15 protein-coding genes are annotated in these 18735 nt (G+C 69.4%); 11 read left to right on the top strand and 4 right to left on the bottom strand.

The genetic code is table 11. The annotated features are described in order from the left end of the window. Position 1: 1 nt before the first annotated feature. Positions 2-469, bottom strand: a complete 468-nt coding sequence (locus tag GV007_RS12950) for a nuclear transport factor 2 family protein (RefSeq protein WP_160073146.1) — start codon at positions 467-469, stop codon at positions 2-4. Between the two features lie 129 nt (positions 470-598). On the opposite strand from GV007_RS12950, the gene GV007_RS12945 reads away from it, so the two are divergent. Together GV007_RS12945 and GV007_RS12940 are read left to right on the top strand one after the other, a co-directional pair. Then, positions 599-838, top strand: coding sequence for a hypothetical protein (locus tag GV007_RS12945; protein ID WP_160073144.1), 240 nt, complete (start codon positions 599-601; stop codon positions 836-838). Further along, on the top strand, positions 838-1467 hold the full coding sequence (locus GV007_RS12940) for a Fic/DOC family protein (RefSeq protein ID WP_160073142.1): 630 nt from the start codon (positions 838-840) through the stop codon (positions 1465-1467). The genes GV007_RS12945 and GV007_RS12940 overlap by 1 nt, the downstream gene beginning before the upstream one ends. Before the next feature lie 34 nt (positions 1468-1501). On the opposite strand, the gene GV007_RS12935 is transcribed toward GV007_RS12940, so the two are convergent. Continuing rightward, positions 1502-6280, bottom strand: a complete 4779-nt coding sequence (locus GV007_RS12935) for an NAD-glutamate dehydrogenase (RefSeq protein ID WP_160073140.1) — start codon at positions 6278-6280, stop codon at positions 1502-1504. Positions 6281-6369: 89 nt separating this feature from the next. Next, entirely contained in the window at positions 6370-7410 is a 1041-nt protein-coding gene (locus GV007_RS12930) for a Gfo/Idh/MocA family protein (RefSeq protein WP_160073138.1), read from the bottom strand. 137 nt (positions 7411-7547) lie between these two features. Between GV007_RS12930 and GV007_RS12925 the strand changes: the two genes are divergently transcribed. The 5 genes from GV007_RS12925 to GV007_RS12905 all read left to right on the top strand — a co-directional run bounded on the left by GV007_RS12925 (position 7548) and on the right by GV007_RS12905 (position 13238). Beyond that, on the top strand, positions 7548-8981 hold the full coding sequence (locus GV007_RS12925; protein WP_160073136.1) for a hypothetical protein: 1434 nt from the start codon (positions 7548-7550) through the stop codon (positions 8979-8981). Positions 8982-9060: 79 nt separating this feature from the next. Continuing rightward, positions 9061-10422, top strand: coding sequence for a threonine/serine ThrE exporter family protein (locus GV007_RS12920; RefSeq protein WP_160073134.1), 1362 nt, complete (start codon positions 9061-9063; stop codon positions 10420-10422). 115 nt (positions 10423-10537) lie between these two features. Continuing rightward, complete coding sequence (gene modA / locus GV007_RS12915; protein WP_160073132.1) at positions 10538-11347, top strand: molybdate ABC transporter substrate-binding protein; 810 nt, start codon at positions 10538-10540, stop codon at positions 11345-11347. A gap of 11 nt (positions 11348-11358) precedes the next feature. After that, on the top strand, positions 11359-12180 hold the full coding sequence (locus GV007_RS12910; protein ID WP_160073130.1) for an ABC transporter permease: 822 nt from the start codon (positions 11359-11361) through the stop codon (positions 12178-12180). Further along, positions 12177-13238: a sulfate/molybdate ABC transporter ATP-binding protein gene (locus GV007_RS12905; RefSeq protein WP_160073128.1), complete on the top strand. Its 1062-nt coding sequence runs from the start codon at positions 12177-12179 to the stop codon at positions 13236-13238. Before GV007_RS12910 ends, GV007_RS12905 begins: the two co-directional genes overlap by 4 nt. Positions 13239-13246: 8 nt before the next feature. Here GV007_RS12905 and pcp read toward each other — a convergent pair whose 3' ends face one another. Continuing rightward, complete coding sequence (gene pcp, locus GV007_RS12900; protein WP_160073126.1) at positions 13247-13888, bottom strand: pyroglutamyl-peptidase I; 642 nt, start codon at positions 13886-13888, stop codon at positions 13247-13249. A 340-nt stretch (positions 13889-14228) separates the two neighbouring features. Here pcp and GV007_RS12895 point away from each other — a divergent pair, with 340 nt between their 5' ends. From GV007_RS12895 to GV007_RS12880, 4 genes are all read left to right on the top strand, one after another. Then, positions 14229-15332 (top strand): amino acid ABC transporter permease, encoded by a 1104-nt coding sequence (locus GV007_RS12895; protein WP_160074286.1) that lies wholly within the window; start codon positions 14229-14231, stop codon positions 15330-15332. After that, positions 15329-16147 (top strand): amino acid ABC transporter ATP-binding protein, encoded by an 819-nt coding sequence (locus tag GV007_RS12890; protein WP_104240008.1) that lies wholly within the window; start codon positions 15329-15331, stop codon positions 16145-16147. The genes GV007_RS12895 and GV007_RS12890 overlap by 4 nt, the downstream gene beginning before the upstream one ends. A gap of 71 nt (positions 16148-16218) precedes the next feature. Beyond that, positions 16219-17241: an ABC transporter substrate-binding protein gene (locus GV007_RS12885; RefSeq protein ID WP_160073124.1), complete on the top strand. Its 1023-nt coding sequence runs from the start codon at positions 16219-16221 to the stop codon at positions 17239-17241. Between the two features lie 17 nt (positions 17242-17258). Further along, on the top strand, positions 17259-18735 hold a 1477-nt coding region (locus tag GV007_RS12880; RefSeq protein WP_160073122.1), incomplete at its 3' end, for an MFS transporter.

Genomic DNA, 18735 nt, shown 5'->3' with positions numbered 1-18735 from the left:
CTCAGATGCCCAACTCGGTCAACCCGGGGTGATCGCTCGGTCGCTGGCCGAGGGGCCAGTGGAAGAGCCGGTCGGCCTCGTCGATCGGAACGTCGTTGATCGCCGCGAGTCGACGACGCATCAGGCCGTGCTCATCGAACTCCCAGTTCTCGTTGCCGAACGAGCGGAACCATTGCCCCGCTGCAGTGTGGGACTCGTAGACGAAGCGGACGGCGATGTGATTCCCCTCGTGGGCCCAGACCTCCTTGATGAGCCGGTAGTCGAGCTCCCGGTTCCACTTCTCTGTGAGCAGCGCCACGATCTCGGCGCGCCCGCTCACGAACCGATCACGGTTCCGCCAGGCGCTCTCGGCGGTGTAGGCCAGGGAGACCCGCTCGGGGTCACGGGTGTTCCAGGCATCTTCGGCCGCCCGCGCTTTGCGTGCAGCGGTCTCTGCTGTGAACGGGGGAAGGGGCGGACGCTCGTCCATGGAAGCTCCTCGATGTCACCACCGGTTCTTTACCGATTGGTACAGAGAATACGCTGTATCGATCGGTAAAGCTAGGGTGCGGGATGGGCTGCTTGGTAGACTTGGAGCCCACTGAGCGAGAGGCTCGAGATGGCCGTCGAATTCGACATCCAGGAGCGTTGGCCGGAGCTCTTCGCCCCGCTGAGCGCAAAGCAGCGCAAGATCGTCGTGAACGCGCTCGCCTCCAGCTGGCACGAGGGCTGGGTGCCGAATCGCGAAGACGTCGAGAACCTGACTGACCTGCTGCGCGGAGCCATCGACAAGGCCGAGTACGACCGTCGAGTCGCCGGTGCGATCGAGCGCACGCACGCGCACGCTGCCGCGAGCTGATGGCGGCCCACTCCGCCGCCTGGGATTCGTACCTCTGGGAGCCGGGCGGTTCCGTGCTGAGCAACCTCTTCGGGCTGCGGGACAAGGCCGATCTGGCGAAGGCGGAGTTCGCCGAGGCGAATGCGCAGCAGGCGCTCGTCGAAGAGGGTCTGCTGTCGATCCCGAAGACCTACGACGCTGCACACTTGAAAGCGCTCCACAAGCAGCTCTTCGGGAGCATCTACGAGTGGGCAGGGGAGTACCGCACGGTGCCCATCTACAAAGACCAGTTCGGGTTCGCGGAGCTCGACGACATCCCCAGATACCTCGAGGACGCCGGCCGGATCATCGAGGAGCTCGACTGGTCGGAGCTCGACATCGACCAGTTCGCGGCCGCGGCTGCCGAGGTGTTCGCGTACGTCAACCATGCGCATCCCTTCCGTGAAGGCAACGGGCGCGCATCGAAGCTCTTCATGCAGCACGTCTCGGAGCTCAGTCGCTTCGAGATCGACTACGACCCCGCAACGTCAGGTGTCACGGCTGCCATGTGGAACGAGGGATCACGATTCTCCGGTCCCGATCGCTTCTCCTACGAGCCGGTGCCTGACTCGCTCGTGCCCGTATTCCGCGCGCTCGCCGCTGAGCGGTAAGGGCCGGCGTTCCGGCCCGGACCCGCGCCCGCGGTCAGCGCACGAGCGACCGCAGGCGCCGCAGCGCGACCGACAGCGTGGCGAGACCCGTGTCGTCGCCAGCGTGCACCGCATCCGCAGCCTCGTCGAGCGCGCGGGTGGCGCTGGGGCCGAGCTGGCTGATCCACGCGTCGATGCGAGCGGTGTGCTCGGCTGGCTCCGTCTGCGTCATGACGGAAGCGGCGAGCTCGATCATGACGGCGTACAGGTCGTCGCGCATGGCGGCGCGCGCCATCGACCCCCAGCGGTCGTCCTGCGGCAGCGCCGTCGCCCGCACGAGCATGTCGTCGAAGCTGACGCGCGCCGACAGCACGTAGTAGAGGCCGACGAACTCCTCGAGGTCCCATCCGTGCTGGCCCGCGCGTTCGATGATGTCGAGCAGCGGCATGAGCTCGAGGAGGCCAGCCCCGCGCAGCGCAAGCGCACGCGGAACGGCGGCGTCTTCGAACTCCTGCACGCGGGCGTCGAAGCGCTCGCGTTCCTCACCCTGCTGCAGCTCGCCCATGCGGCTCGCGAACTGCGCGACCGGGCCGCTGAACCGTTCGATCTCCGCACCGACGTCGATGCTGTCGGGCCGGTGCTGCACGATCCAGCGAGTTGCCCGGTCGAGGAGTCGACGGAAGCCGAGGTACAGCTCGGTCTGGATGGACGCAGGCACGAGGTTGTCGGTGGCTTCGATCTCGACGACGAAGCCGCGCAGGTCGAAGATCTCTCGGGCAGCGACGTAGGCGCGCGCGATCTCCTCGCTCGTCGCACCCGTCTCGTCCTGGGCCCGGTAGGCGAAGGTGATGCCGCCACGGTTGACCATCGAGTTCACGACCGAGTTCACGATGATCTCCTGGCGCAGCGGATGCGCGTGCAGGTCGTCCGCGTACCGCTCGCGCACCTCGGCCGGGAAGTACTCGGCGAGGGTGTTCGCGAACCACGGGTCCTCGGCGAGGTCGGTCTCGGCGAGGTCGCTCTTGAGCGCGAGCTTCGCGTAGGCGACGAGCACCGAGAACTCGGGCCTCGTGAGGCCGCGCCCCTCGTCGATGCGGCGCCTGATCTCGGCGTTGCTCGGCAGGAACTCGAGGTCGCGGTCGAGCTCGTCGCGTTCCTCCAGCCACGTGATGAGCCGCTTGTGGGACGGCAGCATCTTGGCGGCGTTCGAGCGCGAGTTGCCGAGGAGCACGTTCTGCTCGTAGTTGTCGCGCAGCACCTGCGTGCCGACCTCGTCGGTCATGGCGCGCAGCACCTCGTTGCGGGCGTCGCGGTCGAGGCGTCCGTCGCGTTCCACGGCGCCGAGGAGGATCTTGATGTTGACCTCGCGGTCGGAGGTGCCGACGCCAGCTGAGTTGTCGATCGCGTCGGTGTTGAGGCTCACCCCTGCGAGGGCGGCCTCGATGCGACCGCGCTGGCTCACGCCGAGGTTGCCGCCCTCGCCGACGACGCGCAGCCGCAGCTGATGGCCGTCGACGCGGACTGCGTCGTTGCCGCGGTCGCCGATCTCCGCGTTCGTCTCGTCGCTTGCCTTGATGTAGGTGCCGATGGCGCCGTTCCAGAGGAGGTCGACGGGCGCGAGCAGCACGGCCTTCTTCAGCTCGAGCGGGGTCAGGCGCTGCACGTCGGCGTCGAGAGCGAGCGCTTCCCGCATCTGCGGCGTCACCGGAATCGACTTCTGGGAGAGCGGGAAGACGCCGCCGCCCTCCGAGATGACGCTGCGGTCGAAGTCGTCCCACGAGGAGCCGGGGAGGTCGAAGAGCCGTTGACGCTCCGCGAACGTGGCCGCCGCATCCGGGGTCGGGTCGAGGAACACGTGCCGGTGGTCGAACGCCGCGACGAGGCGGATGTGCTCCGAGCGCAGCATGCCGTTGCCGAACACGTCACCCGACATGTCGCCGACGCCCACGACTGTGAAGTCCTGCGTCTGCGTGTCGTGGCCGAGCTCCCGGAAGTGCCGCTTCACGGACTCCCACGCGCCGCGGGCGGTGATGCCCATGCCCTTGTGGTCGTAGCCGGCAGAGCCGCCGGACGCGAACGCATCCGCGAGCCAGAAGCCGTACTCCTCGGAGATGCCGTTCGCGATGTCGGAGAACGAGGCCGTGCCCTTGTCGGCGGCGACGACGAGGTAGGAGTCGTCCCCGTCGTGGCGCACAACCCGTGGCGGCGGCACGATGTCGGCGCCGTCGCGGTTGTCGGTGATGTCGAGCAGCCCGCGGATGAAGGTGCGGTAGGCGGATCGACCGCCCTCGAGCCACGCGCCCCGGTCGCTGGGCGCGGGGAGCTGCTTCGCGAAGAAGCCGCCCTTCGACCCGGTCGGCACGATGACGGCGTTCTTCACCATCTGCGCCTTCACGAGGCCCAGCACTTCGGTGCGGAAGTCCTCGCGCCGGTCGCTCCAGCGCAGCCCGCCGCGTGCGACGCGGCCGAAGCGGAGGTGGACGCCCTCGACCTCGGGCGAGTACACCCAGATCTCAGCCATGGGGTGGGGCTTCGGGAGGCCGGGCACGCGGGTGCAGTCGAGCTTCATCGACACCCACGACTTGGGCTCGCCCTGCGCATCCACCTGGTAGAAGTTGGTGCGCCAGGTGGCGTCGACGATGCCGATCATGGAGCTGAGGATGCGGTCGTAGTCGAGGCTGGCGACGTTGTCGAGGGCCTCCTGGAGCTGCGCGGCGAGCGCGGCGAGCGCCGCTTCTCGGTCGCCGGCGAAGTCCGGGTCGAACCTCGTCTCGAAGAGCCGAACGATGTCGGCGGCGATGACGGGGTTGGCGATGAGGGCCTGCTCGATGTAGTCGACGGAGAACGTCGTGCCGACCTGCCGCAGGTACATGCTGATGGCGCGGAGGATCACGATCTGCCGCCAGCGCAGCCCGCCCAAGAGGACCAGCGAGTTGAGACGGTCGCTCTCTGCGGCCCCAGACCAGACGGCGCTGAAGACCGACTCGAGCTCGGCGCCCCAGTCGGCGTCGTTCCAGACGGACGCGCTTGGCGCGGTGAGCCCGAAGTCGGAGATGTGCAGGTTGCGCCCGTCCGGCAGGGTCACGACGTACGGGTGCTCGTCGACGACGTCGACGCCCAGATCGGTGAGGGTGGGGAGCACCATCGTGAGCGGGTACACGTCGTGCGACGCGAACGTGAAGTAGCGCTTCCCGGGCTCGTCCTCTTCCGGCGCGTAGAGGTGCACGGCGAAGGTGGTGTCCTCATCGAGCTGCTCGAGGAGGGCGATGTCCTTCACGGCATCGCTCGGGGGGATGTTCTCCTTGTAGCCCTCCGGGAAGGCAGAGCCGTAGGTGCTCAGGATCTCGGCTGCCCGCTCCTCATCGTGGTCGAGGTGGAGGGCATCGACCAGCTCCTCGTCCCAGCCGCGGATGGCGCGCTCGATGCGGGGCTGGATGTCCTGCTCGGAGACCTCTGGCAGGTGCACGCCCTTGGCGGCGCGCACGACGAAGTGGAGTTGGGCGAGCGGGGAGTCGCCGACCTTCGTCGCGTGGTCGACCTGGCTCGCATCGAAGGCGGTGCGGAGCTCCTGCTCGATGCGGAGGCGCACGGTCGTGTTGTAGCGGTCTCGCGGCAGGTAGATGAGCGCGGACGCGAACCTGCCGAACTCGTCGCGGCGCAGGAAGATGCGGTAGCGCCTGCGCTCTCGCAGCCGGCTGATCTCGGACGCGACGTCGTGGAGGTGCTCGGTGCTGTCCTGGAACAGCTCGTCTCGCGGGTACTGCTCGAGGATCTGCAGGAGGTCCTTGCCGGAGTGGGAGTTCGGTGCGTGGCCGGATGCGGCGAGCACGGATCGCACCTTGGCGCCCACGATGGGCAAGGTGAGCACGGAGGCGGCGTAGGCGACGGACGTGAACATGCCGAGGAAGCGGAGCTCCCCGGTGACGTTGCCCGCCTCGTCGAAGCTGCGGACGCCGATGTAGTCGAGGTACACGTCGCGGTGCACGGTGGCGCGGGAGTTCGCCTTCGTGATGGTGATCAGTCGCGGCTCGCGGGCGGTGCGCTGGGCCTCGGGGGTGAGGTGGGTGGTCGCGGTGGACGGTCGGCGGAGGATGCCGAGTCCGGTGTGCGGCAGCGGGCGCAGCACCTCCTCGCCCCGCTCATCGGTCTCGAGCGAGTACTCGCGGTAGCCGAGGAACGTGAAGTTGTCTTCCGCGAGCCAGGTCAGGAACTCGACGGCGGAGGTGACCTCGCCGTCATCGACGCTCGTGGGCGGCTCCGTGCGAAGGTCGGTGACGAGGTCGAGGCAGGCGCGGCGCATGGGCCGCCAGTCGGCGACCGCGGTGTGCACGTCGTCGAGCACGTGCTGCAGGCGGTCGGCGAGCTCGTCGCGTCCTTCTTCGGTGGGGATGCGGTCGATCTCGAGATGGATCCACGATTCGAGGGTGCCGCCGTGGGCGTGCATCTCGAGCAGCTCGCCGTCGTCGTCGCGGCGAACCGAGACGACGGGATGCGCGAGCAGGTGCACGGCGAGCCCCTGGCGCGCGATGGCCGCCGTCACGGAGTCGACGAGGAAGGGCGCATCCGCGGTGCAGATGTCGACGATCGTGCGCCGGGAGCTCCAGCCCTCTTCCTTGAGCGTCGGCGTGAACACGGCGATGAGGGTCTCGCCCTTCTTGCGTCGTGTGGCGAGCCGGCGCATGGTCGCCGCGGCACCCACGATGTCGCGTGGCTCGCGCGTGGCGATGTCGTCGGCATCGACGTCGTCGATGAGCCGTTCGAGTCCGGTCCGCAGGCTCGGCTCGATGTCGTCGAGCGCCTCGCGCAGTCCGGTGAATTCAGTTCCGTGGATCATGCTTCCCCCTTCGCAGGCGAGCCTCCATTGGCCCGCCGTCGCACCCCGTGCCTTGATGGTAGCGGGGTGGAGGGTCGAGGGGGAGCGGCTCAGATCTCCACGGTGAGTCCGGTGCGCGCGCTCTCGCGTGCCGCATCCAGGATCTCGACGGTGTGCACGGCCTGCTCGATCGGGACCGGGGGAGCGGACTCGCCCCGGACTGCGGTGAGGAGTATCCGGTAGTACTCGGCGTAGTCGCCGCGCGCGGACGGGATCTGCCTGCTGCCCTCGGTGGTGTGCAGGGTGCCCCAGCGCGCTTCGGCCTCGAGTCCCCAGCCGGTGGCTGAGGATGCTGGGCGCAGGCCGGCATCGATCTGCGCCGTCTGCACGTCGTCCATGCTCGACTCGTAGGCACCGAGGTCGCCGTACGCGATGAGCTCGCGACCGTCGAGGTGGTTGATCTTGCTCGAGGCGACGCGGGTGAAGACGCCGTTCGCGTGGTGGAGGGCGACGTCGAAGCCGCAGTCGACCTCGACGCCGTCCACCGCGGTGATGTCCAGGTGGGCGCTCACGCGCTCGACGGGGCCGAAGAGGAAGGCCATCTGGTCGACGAGGTGGCTGCCGAGGTCGCGCAGGAGGCCGTGGGCTGGGCCGGTCTCGAGGGTGCCGGAGTCGTCCTGGTCCATGCGGGAGGAGACGCGCCAGATGTCCCCGAGCTGGCCTTCGTCGATGACCTGCTTGAGGGTGACGAGGTCGGTGTCCCAGCGGCGGTTCTGGTAGGCGGTGAGGATGCGTCCGCTGCGTTCCGCGGCTGCCTGCAGCTCTCGCGCTCCCTGCGCGGTGGGCGCGAAGGGCTTGTCGGCGACGACGTGCGCGCCGCGCTCGAGGGCTCGCAGGACGAGCTCGCGGCGTGTGTCTGGTGGGGTGGTGATGACGACCGCGTCCACGCCGGCGTCGAGGAGGGCGTCGAGCGAATCGAAGGCTGGCACGCCGGGTGCCTCGGTGGCGAGGATCGCGCGCCGTTCCGCTGAGCGGGTGACGACGCCGGCGAGCTCCCAGCCCTCGACGGCCTGGATGTAGGGCACGTGGAAGCGGTGGCCGCCAGCCCCGTAGCCGACGACGCCGATGCGTGCGCGGGTGGATGCGCTCATGGTGCTCTCGATTCTGCGCTGAAGCGATTCGTTCTAATGACAGGACAAGGCTACGCCAGGGGTGCCCGGGTGACAACGGCTCGCCTGTCGGGGGTGTGGTGTTGAATGGGCGCAGACAGTGACAAAGGGGTGCGACCGTGGTGGAGAGCAAGAACGGGTACACGCCGCCGGCGGACTACAAGGCGCCTGACTTCGTGCGGCAGTGGTCCGACACCGCGAGTCGCGGCGCCGACCGCATCGAGCAGGGGCGCGAGCAACGGGCCAGGGACGCCGAGCGGGCTGCCGCGCAGCGCGCGCAGGATGGGCAGCGTGCCCTCGATCAGACGTCCCAGGACGCTCAGCGCTCGGCGGGCCAGTCGGCGCGGGATGCGCAGCGCGCGGCCGAGCAGCTCGCCCGCGATGAGGGGCGCGCCGCGACGAGCACCGCAGCGCGCGCCACGTACGACCTCGACCGGCTCGGGGAGGGTGCGAAGCGCGGCCTCGCCTACACGCACGGCGGCTCGCAGGATGCCCTGCGGCGCGGGTCCGGGCCCGCGGCTCCTTCGGTGTCGGCTCCCTTCGAGGCGGCCGACGCGGCGCAGCCCACCACCGCGGGGCAAGCCCCGCCACCGCCACTCCCGCCGGCGCCGTCTGGTCGCGCGGCTCGTCAGGGCGGCAGGCCGACCGGCAACCAGCCCGGGCTCAAGCCGGGCCTCGCTGTGGGTGCCGGCGTCGCCGCCATCGTCGCGGCCGTCGTGGGCCTCTGGTTCGGGATCGTCCTTGCCCTGATCTTCGCGGCCCCATCCATCAGGCGCGGCTTCCGCTCGGGCGCCAAGGGCGTCGCCGTCTCGATCCTCGCCATCCTCCTGTTCGTGGTCGCCGCCGGCATCCAGCTGCTGCAGTTCGCCTCCGACTCGAGGGAGAGCTCTGCCGCCGAGAGCAGCGCGACGTCGACGCCGGTCGGGTTGGAGGGCGACGCCGTCGTGACCGATCCGGTGCCAGAGCTCACGCTCGAGCCAGGGGTGCCGCTCAGCGGATACGGGGAGGCGAACATCGACGTCCTGCTTCCTTCCGGCGCCGGAGAGCTCGCAGTGCTGGAGGTCGTCGACACCATGGGCGACGTCACCTTCCTGGTCGCGAACCCGCAGGCCACGGAGGACGTGGAGTTCAGCAGCGGCATCCCGGGCGACACCACGCAATGGCTCGTGAACACGGCTGGTGCGGACGCCGCGGCGCGGGGAGAAGACCCGACCCCGGTGGCGACCAACAGCATCCAGGTCATCTCGGGTGGCGTGTGGGAGATGACGCTCTCCGCCGTCGACGTCCTTCCGACGTTCGACGCGACCCTCTCAGGTGAGGGTGCCGGTCTGTACCTCTACACGGGGGCTGGCGGGGAGGCCGCCATCAGTGCCGGCGACTACGGGAAGCTGCAGATCACCACGCACGGGGCGACGCCCGAGCTGACGCAGGTCGAGCTTCCCGAGACCGTCTCGCGCACCTGGCAGTCGGGTCCGATGGTGGTCGAGGTCGAGGAGGCGAGGCGCATCGACGGCACCCCGCAGCCCTGGAGCATCCAGGTGGCACAGCCCTAGGATCGTTCGTGACGTGCAGAATCGCACCGATGTCCGCGAACCAGAGGCGCCCCCTCCGCCTGGATTGTGAACCGAGCGCATGAATCTCCGCCAGACACGCGTGCAGCGGTTGCTCGCCGCCATCGAGGCTGACAGCGCCGAAGACGGCGCCTCCTCGAGCGACACCGACCTGCGGGCGATGTTCGGTGCGCTCGGGCCGGCGCTGCTCGAGGCCTCGCAGGCCACGAACGAGGTCGAGGTGACCTTGCAAGGGCTGGCGCGGGCGTACGGGCGACCGGACATCCGCGTGTTCGTGCTCCCGACGCTCATCATCATCGAGGACCCGAAGACCGAGAAGACGGCGGTGTTCCCGGCCACCGGGGAGCCGCTGCGTCTCGACCAGGCCGGTTCCATCGAGGAGCTCGTGCACCGGGCAGCCGCCGAGCAGCTCGACCCTGCGCACGTCGTGAGCGAGGTGGAGCGCATCACGCGGCTGAAGCCGCGCTTCGGCTTCCTGCTGTCGCTGCTCGGGCAGGTGCTCCTCACGCTCGGGTTCGGGATGGTCATGAATCCCACCCCGACCGCCGTGCCGATCTACGCGGCCCTCGGCCTGGTGGTGGGGCTCATCGTCATGATCGGGTCGAGGGTTCGCACGCTGTCACTGGTGCTCCCGGTTCTCACTGCGTTCCTGGCGACGGTCGCAGTGTCGTTGGCGAGCCAGAGCGTCACCGAGGGGAACGTGCTGCTGCTCGTCGCGCCCGCGCTGGTGAGCCTGCTGCCTGGGCTGACGTTGACGATCGCGGCGGTCGAGCTGACGAACGGGCAGATCATGGCCGGCGCGAGCCGGCTCGTCTACGGGTTCGCTCGTCTCGGGCTGCTGGCGTTCGGCGTCTACGTCGGGATCACGGTGACCGGGGCGTCGCTCACCGAGAACACGTCGAGCGATCGCCTCGGCGCGTGGGCGCCGTGGGTGGGGATCCTGCTCGTCGGTGTCGGCTACTACTTCTCGGAGGTCGCGCCGAAGCGATCTCTGCTGTGGATCGTGTTCGCCCTGGCGCTCGCCTACGCTGCGCAGCTGCTCGGGCATTCGCTGCTCGGCACGGAACTCTCCGGCATGGTCGGCGCACTTGTCGCGGTTCCCGCCATCTACCTGGCGTCGCACCTCAGGGCGGCGCCGCCGCCCGCCGTCATGCTGACGTGCGCGTACTGGATGCTCGTCCCAGGCGCGCTCGGGTTCATCGGCCTGAGCGAGGCCGCGTCCGGGGCGGCGGGGGCTGCCGGAACGCTCATGCAGACGATCGGCTCGATCGTCGCGATCGCGATCGGCATGGTCCTGGGGACCGGGATCAGTCGGGACACGGGGGCAGCGGCCCGCGCGTGGAACCGTCACGGGGCGGTGACCCAGACTGGCGTATCCTCCGGTCCAGCGGCGAAATCGGCGGAACCGCAGCTGCGGCGGTAGAGTTGGCTTCGTGGCGCAGATTCGGGCCCTGGGTCAATCTGGTTCCTCAGATCCGGGATCACTCAGAAGCTCCCGTGCCTCGATCTTCGAACCACTGCCCGAAAGGTCTCGACACATGACCCCCACCAGGAAGATCGCGGCGGTGCTGCTGACGGCGGCGGTTGCTCTCAGCCTCTCGGCCTGCGCGGGCAGCGGCGCCCCCGCAGCTCCCGCCGCGGAAACTGCCCCGGCGAGCGCATCCACCCTCGAGGGAACCATCACGGTGTTCGCGGCGGCGTCGCTCAAGAGCACGTTCACGGAGCTGGCCGACGAGTTCGAGTCGAGCAACCCGGGCGTGACGGTCGAGCTGAACTTCGCCGGTTCGTCCGACCTGGTCACCCAGATCACCGAGGGCGCCCCGGTCGACGTGTTCGCCTCGGCCGATGAGAAGAACATGACGAAGCTCACGGACGCCACCCTCATCGCGCCAGACGCCCCGGTGGATTTCGCCACCAACGTGCTCGAGATCGCGGTCCCGCCGAGCAACCCGGCCGGCATCGCCACCTTCGCGGACCTCGCCAAGCCGGAGGCGAAGACCGTCGTCTGCGCTCCCCAGGTGCCGTGCGGCGCCGCGACGCTCGCCGTCGAGACGGCGACCGGTGTCGACATCACCCCGGTGAGTGAGGAGTCGTCGGTCACCGACGTGCTCGGCAAGGTCACCTCCGGTGAAGCGGACGCCGGGCTCGTCTACGTCACCGACATCATCGCCGCAGGAGACGCCGTCACCGGCATCGAGTTTCCCGAGTCGAGCGAGGCCGTGAACACCTACCCGATCGCCCCGGTCGCCGCGTCGACGAACACGGAGGTCGCCCAGGCGTTCATCGACTTCGTCACGGGAGCGGCGGGCCAGGACGTGCTCGCGAACGCCGGGTTCGGCCAGCCGTAGGGGCGCATCCAGTGCCCCGGAGAAGCTCCGCCTCTGCCGCCGTGCCCGGCTGGGTGCTGACCGTCGCGATCATCGGCGCGTCCTTCGTGCTGCTGCCGCTGATCGGCATGATCGTTCGCGTCAACTGGGCCGAGTTCGTTCCGCTCATCACGTCGGAGTCGTCGATCGATGCGCTCCTGCTGAGCCTGCGCACCTCCCTCAGCGCGACGGTGCTCTGCGTCGTCCTGGGGGTGCCCATGGCCATCGTGCTCGCGCGCACCGACTTCTGGGGGCAGAAGCTCCTCCGCTCCCTCGTCTTGCTTCCGCTCGTGCTGCCACCCGTGGTCGGCGGCATCGCCCTGCTCTCCACCTTCGGCAGGCGCGGGCTTCTCGGCCAGAGCTTCGAGGCCATGGGGGTCACCATCGCGTTCTCGACGACGGCCGTCGTCCTCGCACAGACCTTCGTGGCGCTCCCGTTCCTCGTGCTCAGCCTCGAGGGTGCGCTCCGCACCGTCGGCACGCGCTACGAGGCGATCGGCGCCACGCTCGGTGCACGGCCCACCACGGTGCTGCGCCGCATCACGCTGCCGCTCGTGCTGCCCGCCGTGATCTCCGGCGCCGTCCTGTCCTTCGCACGCGCGCTCGGCGAGTTCGGCGCCACACTCACCTTCGCGGGCTCGCTGCAGGGCGTCACGCGCACCCTCCCGCTCGAGATCTACCTCCAGCGTGAAACCGATCCAGATGCGGCGGTCGCCCTGTCGCTCGTCCTGGTCGTCGTCGCGGTGATCGTGGTCGCGGTGGCCCACCAGGCCGGCGAAGCCAAAGGCTTCCGGCTCCGGCGGAGCGCGTCGTGAGCTTCGAGTTCGCCGCCACCGTGCGGGCGCGGGCGTTCGACGTCGAGCTCACGATCGCCGACGGCGAGACCGTCGCGGTGCTCGGGCCGAACGGCGCCGGGAAGTCGACGCTCCTCACGCTCATCGCGGGCCTGGTCCGCCCCGACACCGGCACGGCCCGGCTCAACGACGACGTCCTCTTCGACATCGGCGATCGCGGCCGTGGACGCTGGCTGCCACCTCATGCTCGCGGCGTCTCGATGCTCGCGCAGGACGCGCTGCTCTTCCCGCACCTCACTGCACTCGACAACGTCGCCTTCGGTCCGCGCAGCAAGGGACTGTCGCGTGCCGAGGCCAACTCGCGCGCATCCCGTTGGCTCGACCGCGTCGACGCGGGAAGACTGGCGCAGAGCCGGCCCGCTCAGCTCTCCGGGGGCCAGGCGCAGCGGATCGCCGTCGCCCGGGCGCTCGCGTCCGACCCCGCTCTGCTGCTGCTCGACGAGCCGATGGCAGCCCTCGACGTGTCGGTCGCACCGGCGATCCGACGGATGCTCCGCGACGTCTTGGCGGACCAGACGACGATCATCGTCACGCACGACGTGCTCGACGCGTTCATGCTCGCCGACCGCGTCGTCGTGCTCGAAGGCGGGCGCATCGTCGACGTCGGCCCCACGCGCGAGGTGCTCGAGCGGCCCGTCACGCAGTTCGCGGCCGGCCTCGCCGCGCTCAACCTCGTGACCGGCACCGCCCTCGACGACGCCTCCGTCAGAGCCGACGCGGGGCAGCGCGTCGCGGCGAGCTTCGTCGAATCGCTCGCTGCTGGCACGCGGGTCGGGATCTCCGTGCGGCCGACGCAGGTCGCCGTCACCACCGAGGACCCATCGGAGCCGAGTTCCTCATGGAACGTGCTCCCCGGCATCGTCACGGACCTCGAGCCGCGAGGGGACGTCATCCGAGTTCGGAGCGCCGAGTTCTCTGCCGACGTGCCGCCCGGCCGAGTCGCTGAGCTCGACCTGGCGCCCAACACTCGCGTGTGGTTCGCCTTCGCCGCCTCCGACGCCATCGCGTACCGGCTCTGAGGTCCTGCTCAGTCGAGGGTGCCGCCGCCGACCCGCACATCGCTCTCGTGCGCGAGGGTCGCCCGCACGACGGCGGTGAGCGCGCTCGCGAGCTGGTCCAAGGGCAGGAAGGGGCGGTCGGTGCCGACGGCTTCCTCCGCGGAGTACGGGATGTGCACGAAGCCGCCGCGTGCCCCGGCCCGCTGCCGGAGCTCGTGCAAGAGCAGGTAGAAGACGTGGTTGCAGGTGTAGGTGCCGGCGGTTTGCGAGACGACGGCAGGGATGCCGCTCGAGCGCACGGCCTCGACCGCGGCCTTGATGGGCAGGGTGCTGAAGTACGCGGCGGGGCCGTCGCCCACGACGGGCTCGTCGATCGGCTGGAAGCCGCTGTTGTCGGGGATGCGTGCGTCATCGACGTTGATCGCGACCCGTTCCACCTTGATCGTGTCGGTGCCGCCGGCGAGCCCGACGGCGATCACGATGTCGGGGTCGACCTCGGCCAGGGCGGCACGCAGCGCGTCGTCCACGCTCGCGAAGTCGACGGGGAGCTGACGTACCTGGATCTCCGCGTCGCCGTCCCAGCGATCACGCAACTCCTGCACGGCCGTCCACGACGGGTTGCTCGTGTTGCCGTCGAAGGGTTCGAAGCCGGTGAGGAGGACGGTCGGCATGCGGGGGCTCCTGTCAGTGCGGGTGGGGCGGCCGGAGGGGGAAACCTCAACGCTACGCCGCGGATGCACCCCTCGCTGGCCCCTCACCTGACGAGCAGGTGACCGAATGTGACGCGGGGCTTCGCCGCGCGACCGTGTCGGAACTTCCGTGAAGGGAGGCCGTCGCCCCCGCATCCGCGTGCCCATACCTTCTCGACATGCCCTCGAAATCGAGGGTGAGCCCCTCGAATCGAGGGTCCGCCGAGAGGAGAACGCGATGTCACAACTCGACACCGCACCGACCACCGACAGCCCGTCGTCGACGCCGCCAGACGACGCGAAGCCACTCGCGAGCCGGCGGATGCAGACGCTCGGGCCGGGTGAGCACCTCAAGGTCGTCCACCCCAAGCACTGGGTGCTGTGGATCCTCTCCGCCGTCGCCGTGTTCGCCGTCGCCCAGTTCGCGTGGTCGCTCGTCACGAACCAGCGCTACGAGTGGAACGTCTTCGGCGAGTACTTCTTCAGCCAGATCGTGCTCAACGCGCTGGTCCTGACGCTCCAGCTGACGGTGCTCTCCGGTGCGATCGGCTTCATCCTCGGTGCATTGCTCGCGGTCGCTCGCCTCTCGAAGTCACCCCTACTGAACTCGTTCTCGTGGAGCTTCATCTGGTTCTTCCGGTCCGTGCCGCTCGTCGTGCAGCTCGTGGTCTGGTACAACCTCGGCTACCTCTACCCGACGCTCGGGCTCGGAACGCCCTTCACGACCGACTTCTGGCTCGTCGAGTTCCCGACGGTGCAGCTCATCTCCTCGTTCGCCGCGGCGACGCTCGGCCTCTCCCTGCACCAGGCCGCCTACTCGGCGGAGATCATCCGCGCCGGCATCCTGTCCGTCGACCAGGGCCAGCTCGAAGCATCCGCCGCGCTCGGCCTGCCCCGCCGGTACCGCTTCTTCCGCATCATCTTGCCGCAGGCGGCCCGCGCCATCACGCCGAACGCCTTCAACGAGATCATCGGCCTCGTCAAGGGCACCTCCGTGGTGTTCGTCGTCGCCCTGCCGGAGCTGTTCTACACGGTGCAGGTCATCTACAACCGCAACCAGCGCATCATCCCGCTGCTCCTCGTCGCGGTCGTCTGGTACGCCATCATCACGACGCTCCTCTCGATCGCGCAGTACTACATCGAGCGGCACTTCTCGAAGGGCGCGCACCGGGAGCTGCCGCCGACGCCCATCCAGAAGGCGCGCGCGTGGATCTCCGAGAAGTGGGCGCTGCTCGACGACGGTGAGCAAAGCGGAGGCATAGATAAACAGCGCGAGGACCCCGAGAAGCCGGACGGAGAGAACGCCGAGAGCGCGAAGGCGCTCGACCGGAAGAAGCACGGCATCCCCGCGGGCGCGACCGCCCGCCCCACAGACGCGCCAGCACCAGCACCAGGACCAGCACGGAAGGACGTGAGCGAAGCATGAGCCAGGCAACGATCAACCGGAACGCCGAAGCGGAACTCGAGCGCAGCAGCGCAGCATCCGGGCAGGTCAGCGTGTGCGGCGTCAGCAAGTCGTACGGCACCCACGAGGTGCTGCACGACATCGACCTCGAGATCGAACCAGGCGAGGTCGTCGCCCTCCTCGGGCCCTCCGGCTCCGGCAAGTCGACCCTCCTGCGCACCATCAACCACCTCGAGTCCGTCGACGGCGGATCGATCCTCATCGATGGCGAGTACATCGGCTACGTCAGGAAGGGAGACCGCCTCTTCGAGCTGCGCGAAGCTGAGACGCTTCGCCGCCGTACGAGGGTTGGCATGGTCTTCCAGAACTTCAACCTGTTCCCGCACCTCACAGCGCTGCAGAACATCACGGCCGCGCCGGTGGCGCTGCAGCGAGCATCCAAAGCGGATGCAGAGGCGCAGGCACGCAAGCTCCTCCAGCGCGTGGGCCTCGAGGGCAAGGAGCACCACTACCCGCGGCAGCTCTCCGGCGGCCAGCAGCAGCGCGTCGCGATCGCCAGGGCGCTTGCGCTCAAGCCAGACGTGCTCCTCTTCGACGAGCCGACGAGCGCACTCGACCCCGAGCTGGTCGGGGAGGTGCTCGATGTCATCCGCGAGCTCGCCCACGGCGGCACGACGCTGGTCATCGTGACGCACGAGATCGGCTTCGCCCGCGAGGTCGCCGACCGCATCGTGTTCCTCGACGCTGGCCGCGTCATCGAGCAGGGCACACCAGAGCAGGTGCTGACGAACCCGCAGCATCCGCGCACGCAGGACTTCATCCGCAAGGTCCTCTAGCCACCCCCTGGCCCGTCGCGCATCTCCCACCCCAGAACTTCAGCAACGTACGTACCCGAAAGGTGCCACCCATGGCAAAGCTCAACAAGAAGAAGGCCGGCGTCATCGCCGGCGGTGTCGCAGCACTCGCCGTCATCGGCGTCGTCGCGACGACCCTCATCGTCAACGGCCAGTCGGCTCCCGTCACGGCAGCAGAGCCCGACGGCGCGGCCCCCGCGAGCGGCCTCATCCAGTTCGACCTGACCAGCGCGAACGTCGACGGTCGCCCGCAGATCGACCCGGTCCCCGAAGCCATCGCGGCCCTCGAGGCCTCGGGATGGCAGCCTGCCGAGGCCGGCAAGCTCACCGTCGTTGGCAGCGCGTACATCCCTCCGCTCAGCTTCCTCGCGGAGGACGACAACGTGACGCGCCTCGGCAGCGAGGCCGACTTCGCGCAGCTCATCGCCGACGGACTCGGCCTCGAGCTGAAGGGCGAGGTCGCCGCCTGGGCCGACTGGCCCCTCGGCATCCAGTCCGGCAAGTACGACCTCATCACCTCGAACGTGACGGTCACGGAAGAGCGCAAGGACCTCTTCGACTTCGCTACCTACCGCGAAGACGTGCTCGGCTTCTACGTGAAGGCCGACAGTGAGATCGAGTCGATCACCGAGGCGAAGGATGTTGCTGGCCTCTCCGTCATCGTCGGCGCCGGCACGAACCAGGAGAAGATCCTCGTCGCCTGGGATGAGGAGAACAAGGCCGCTGGGCTCGAGCCGGTCGACTTCCAGTACTTCGAAGACGACGCGGCGGGCACCCTCGCGCTGCAGTCGGGTCGAGTCGACGTGAACTTCGGCCCGAACGCGACCGCCGCGTTCAAGGCGGCGAGCGACGGAGAGACGAAGCTCGTCGGCACCCTCAACGGCGGCTTCCCCGCCAACGCGCAGATCGCAGCCGGCACCGCGAAGGACAACGGCCTCATCGAAGCCGTCTCGATCGTCATCAACCACGCCATCGAGAACGGCCAGTACGACGCGATCCTCGACCGCTGGGGACTGCAGGATGAGCGCATCGACGTCTCCGAGGTGAACCCCGCGGGCCTCCCGCGCGAGGAGTAGCCATCGCCGCGCACCCCATGGCGACGGAACCCGTCGCGTCCTCGAAGGCTGAGGGCGCGGCGGGTTTCGCCGCGCCCGCAGCTCTCGGACGACGAGGGCGCCCGGACGGGCTCATCCTGGCGCTCGGCGTCGCGACGGCCTTCACGACCCTCCTCGACCAAGCCGTGTTCAGCTTCGCCGTGCCGAGCATCCAGCGTTCCCTCGACGCCGATGGCGCACAGGTGCAGTGGCTGACGTCGTCGTACTCGCTCGCGTTCGGGCTCGCCCTCGTGGGCGCCGGGAGGCTGGGCGACCTGCTCGGGCGACGCTCGCTGTACGTGCTCGGGCTCGCGCTGTTCGCGCTCGCCGGGTTCGCGGCCGCGCTCGCGGACGACACGACCACCGTCATCATCGCCCGCCTCGTGCAGGGCTTCGGGGCCGGCATCGTGAACCCCCAGGTGCTTGGGCTCTTCCAAGACACCTTCCGCGGCATCATGCGCTCGCGCGCGCTCTCCGGGTACACGACCGCCGGCTCGGCCGCCGGGCTCGTCGGCCCGCTCGGCGGGGGCATCCTGCTGACCGTCCTCCCCGAGGACACGGGATGGCGGCTCGTCTTCCTGCTCGCCGTGCCGCTCGCCGTGGTGCTTATCGTGTCGGCGGTGTTCGTGCTGCCGCGGCCGTCTGCCGTGCCGGGCGGTGCGCGAGGTGCGCTGCGACAGGTAGATGCGGTGGGCGTCGTGCTGCTTGGCACCGGCACGCTCGCGCTGCTGGTCGCGGCGGTGAGCGCCGGGGTCCTCCTCGCCGCGCTGGCTGCAGCTGCGGCTGCGCTCTTCGTGCTCTTCGCCCTCTGGGAGCGTCGCGTCTACGCGCGGGGTGGCGCCGCGGTGCTGCATCCTGAGCTCGCCCGCAACCGCGGCTACCTGCTCGGGACCGCCGTCGCCGCGCTCACGTTCGGCTCAGCCCTCGGCATCGGACTGCTGACCACGCTGTTCCTCATCGAGGGGCTCGGCTACTCGCCGTTCGCCGCGGCGCTGCTGCTCACGCCCCGCGCCCTCGGCATGGTCGTCGGGTCGATGCTGAGCTGGCGGCTCGCGCGGCGCTTCGGCCGTAGCGGGATCACGTGGGTCCTCGGCCTGGCGCTCATCGTGGTGACCGTCGAGATCGCCCTGGTGACGACCGGATCGGAGCCGCTCATCGTGCTCGGGATCCTGGGCGCCGGGACGCTGCAGGGGTTCTTCTCCGGGCTCTTCATCCCATCGAATCAATCACTGACGCTCAACGAGGCGCCGCCAGGGGTGAATGGGGTCGCGGCCGGATTCTTCCAGCTCAGCCAACGCCTCGCGGCGGCCCTTGCGCTCTCGGTCTACGCGGGCACCTACCTCGCAGTGGGGGCGAACATGCCGGCGAGCTTCGCGTTCGGGGCGGCCGCGTCGATCACGATCGCCGCATCGCTCGGGGCGCTGCTCATCTCGGCCGCTGCCACCTCCACCGCCGCCACCAACCCCGTCTCCAACC

The organism is Pseudoclavibacter sp. 8L (assembly GCF_902506465.1).
Taxonomy (GTDB): Bacteria; Actinomycetota; Actinomycetes; order Actinomycetales; family Microbacteriaceae; genus Pseudoclavibacter.
Note: the sequence above shows the minus strand (reverse complement) of the source record. Positions and strands in the feature narration are given on the sequence as shown.